We start from the raw sequence: 2607 nt of genomic DNA on the forward strand, positions 1-2607 counted from the left end.
TCCAATTACAGAAAGCCAATGCATCTTCTAAAGCAACATGAACTACTGGATGGTCTTCTAAACCCACTAGATTACTGTTCTCACCGTAGGGATGTTTCCAGCAAGCGTTCGGAACTTGTAACCACCACGGAGCCCCAGCAGGATGAGGATATCCCTCCCTTTCTGCCTCTGGAACGAACAATATAAAAACAAAAGACCACTCTTGTCGCTCAGCTAGTGTTTTATAGCCTGTTTCTTTCACAAATTGAGCAAATTCTTGATTCGTAACTGGAGTATCTGCAATGGAGAAATCCTTTACACTAACAGCAACTTGAGGACCTTCAAAATCATCTAAAAAGCCCTCCTCAGAATTTGTTCCCATCATAAATTTCCCACCCTTGATTTGTTTCATTTTCATGATTGAATATCCCTCGTTTTCGTTAGAGTTGGTGTTATTTTAGATAGTTCAACAGGAACTAACTCTTCATCCACAACAAAACCTTCTTCTCTATATCTAAGAAAGTCTACTAATTTTTTCTTCATCTGACGAACAATAGGTTGGTATTTTGCACTTGGATACAAATCATTCATTTCATGCGGATCTTTTTTCATATCAAATAACTGATAATGATTTAAAACAGGAAACCAGATAAATTTCCACTGGTCTGTCAAGATATATTGACTAGAATCTTTTCCTAAAGCATGTTCACCATGAAATTCTGTTCGCCACCCCTCGTACTGTCCAAATAATAAATTCTTAACACTCCGTCCATCTAGTTCATCTGTAGTAGTTCCTCCTGCCAAATCCACGAGGGAAGGAAAAATATCTTGAATTTTCACTAATTGCTTGATTGTTCCCCTATTACCAGCTATCAATCCAGCCGGATCGTAAATAAACGAAGGAATGTGGATACTTCCTTGATAAGGATATCCCTTTCTAAACAGATAATGTTCACCAAGCTGATCCCCATGATCCGAAACAAACCAGATAATCGTATCTTTATCATGACGAAATTCTTTTAGGGCAGTCAAAAAGCGACTAATTTGGTGGTCTATATGAGTAATCAATCCAAAATAAGCAGCAACCATTCTTCTTTGATCATCTTCCTTTAATTTCCCTCTTAAAGCATAAATAGACGGAATTTGCTTTTCTAATACTTCCCAATTCCCGATATGCAAATCGAGAAATTGAGGCAAGCGTTCCATATACATATCAAAATAGTATTTTGGGGGATTTAATGGAGCATGTGGTTTTTCAAAAGACATTTTGAGAAAAAAGGAACCGTTGGATCTCTTCTTTGTAAAAATGAAATGGACTCACTCACAACCCAGTTTGTTGGATGTAGCTTCTCATCTTTATCCCAAGGTCTAGCTTCCCAAGAATTACAATCCATTCCGTCATCAATCAAATCAACATCATAACCAACTTTACCCTTTAAAAAGGCTAGATAGTCACTAGCATAATCAAATTGACTTCCATAAGCCTTGTCATACTTTCTATCAACATGTAGATACCCATCGTGAAGTAAGACATGATCAAACCCAAGTCTCTTTCTGGAAGGAAAAACATGCATCTTACCAATACACTCTGTTTGATACCCCATATCTTTAAAGACCTTTGGCAGGGTATTAGTAAAATTCCAAGGCACCTCATCTTGATAACCAACACGTCCACTTTTATCTTGATCTAAACCAGTCAATAAAGCCGCCCTAGCAGGAACGCAAGAAGGAACTGGAGAATAGGCATTTTCAAAATTATAACCCACACTAGCCATCATATCTAATGTTGGAGTGCTAACTAGCTTATCCTTACTATTCAAGGATAAGGCATCTGCTCTCATTTGATCTACAACAATCAAAACAATATTTGGCTGTTTTGTCTGAACCATAAAATCTCCTTTCTAATATGGCAAAAGAGGCACAAGAAGATATCTACCTTTACTGCACCCCTTTCTATATCAATCTCTCTATATAAAGCAATAACATTCTTGTTATGTTCTATAGAAAAATGAACTAAAATATGACTAAATCTATTAGGAAATTCAAATCATTTTCTAGCACTGTTTTAGAAGTTACAGTGTACTATTCTAACTTCAACAGACTATAAACCTTTGTCTAATAACAATTTTAGTGGAGATAAGAAATCCTACACCTAACTCATCTTACACGTAATCTATTTCTATTTTATCACAAAAAACGCAAGTAAGACCATTAACTCAATTCAGTTTTATCTGCCATTTTCACAAATGGGAAATAAGTCAAGACACTAATAATCAAACAAACAACTGATAAGATGATGGAACGCCAATCAAATGCTGTAGAGAAGAAACCATATAAAATTGGCGGCATTACCCAAGTAACATTTTGTGTAACAGGTGAAACAAGACCCCAGCTTGTTGCCCAGTAAGCTACCGTTGCCATGAAAACTGGGCTAAGTACAAATGGTATAAATAGCAAAGGATTCAAGACAACTGGTAAACCATAATTGACCGGCTCACCAATATTAAACAGAACTGGTGCTAGACCAAGTTTGGCAACTTTTCGATAATGACTGTTTCTTGAACAAATTAAAATAGCAAGTACTAATCCTAATCCTCCAAACCAGACAAACGCCCAAACGAACCACCT

The 2607-nt window shown here is 36.6% G+C and carries 2 protein-coding genes and 1 pseudogene; all 3 read right to left on the reverse strand.

Annotated features, from left to right (window positions below):
* The coding region (locus SMIDD26_RS07830) for an SUMF1/EgtB/PvdO family nonheme iron enzyme (protein WP_419986658.1) at window positions 1-397 on the reverse strand (397 nt) is incomplete at its 3' end.
* Window positions 394-1868: pseudogene (locus SMIDD26_RS11790) on the reverse strand (arylsulfatase). The pseudogene SMIDD26_RS11790 and the gene SMIDD26_RS07830, both read right to left, overlap by 4 nt.
* Before the next feature lie 322 nt (window positions 1869-2190).
* Window positions 2191-2607: PTS transporter subunit EIIC (locus tag SMIDD26_RS13170; RefSeq protein ID WP_246746990.1), on the reverse strand; the 417-nt coding region annotated here is incomplete at its 5' end.

The sequence above is a fragment of the Streptococcus mitis genome, from assembly GCF_001579035.1.
GTDB classification, from domain to species: Bacteria; Bacillota; Bacilli; order Lactobacillales; family Streptococcaceae; genus Streptococcus; species Streptococcus mitis_J.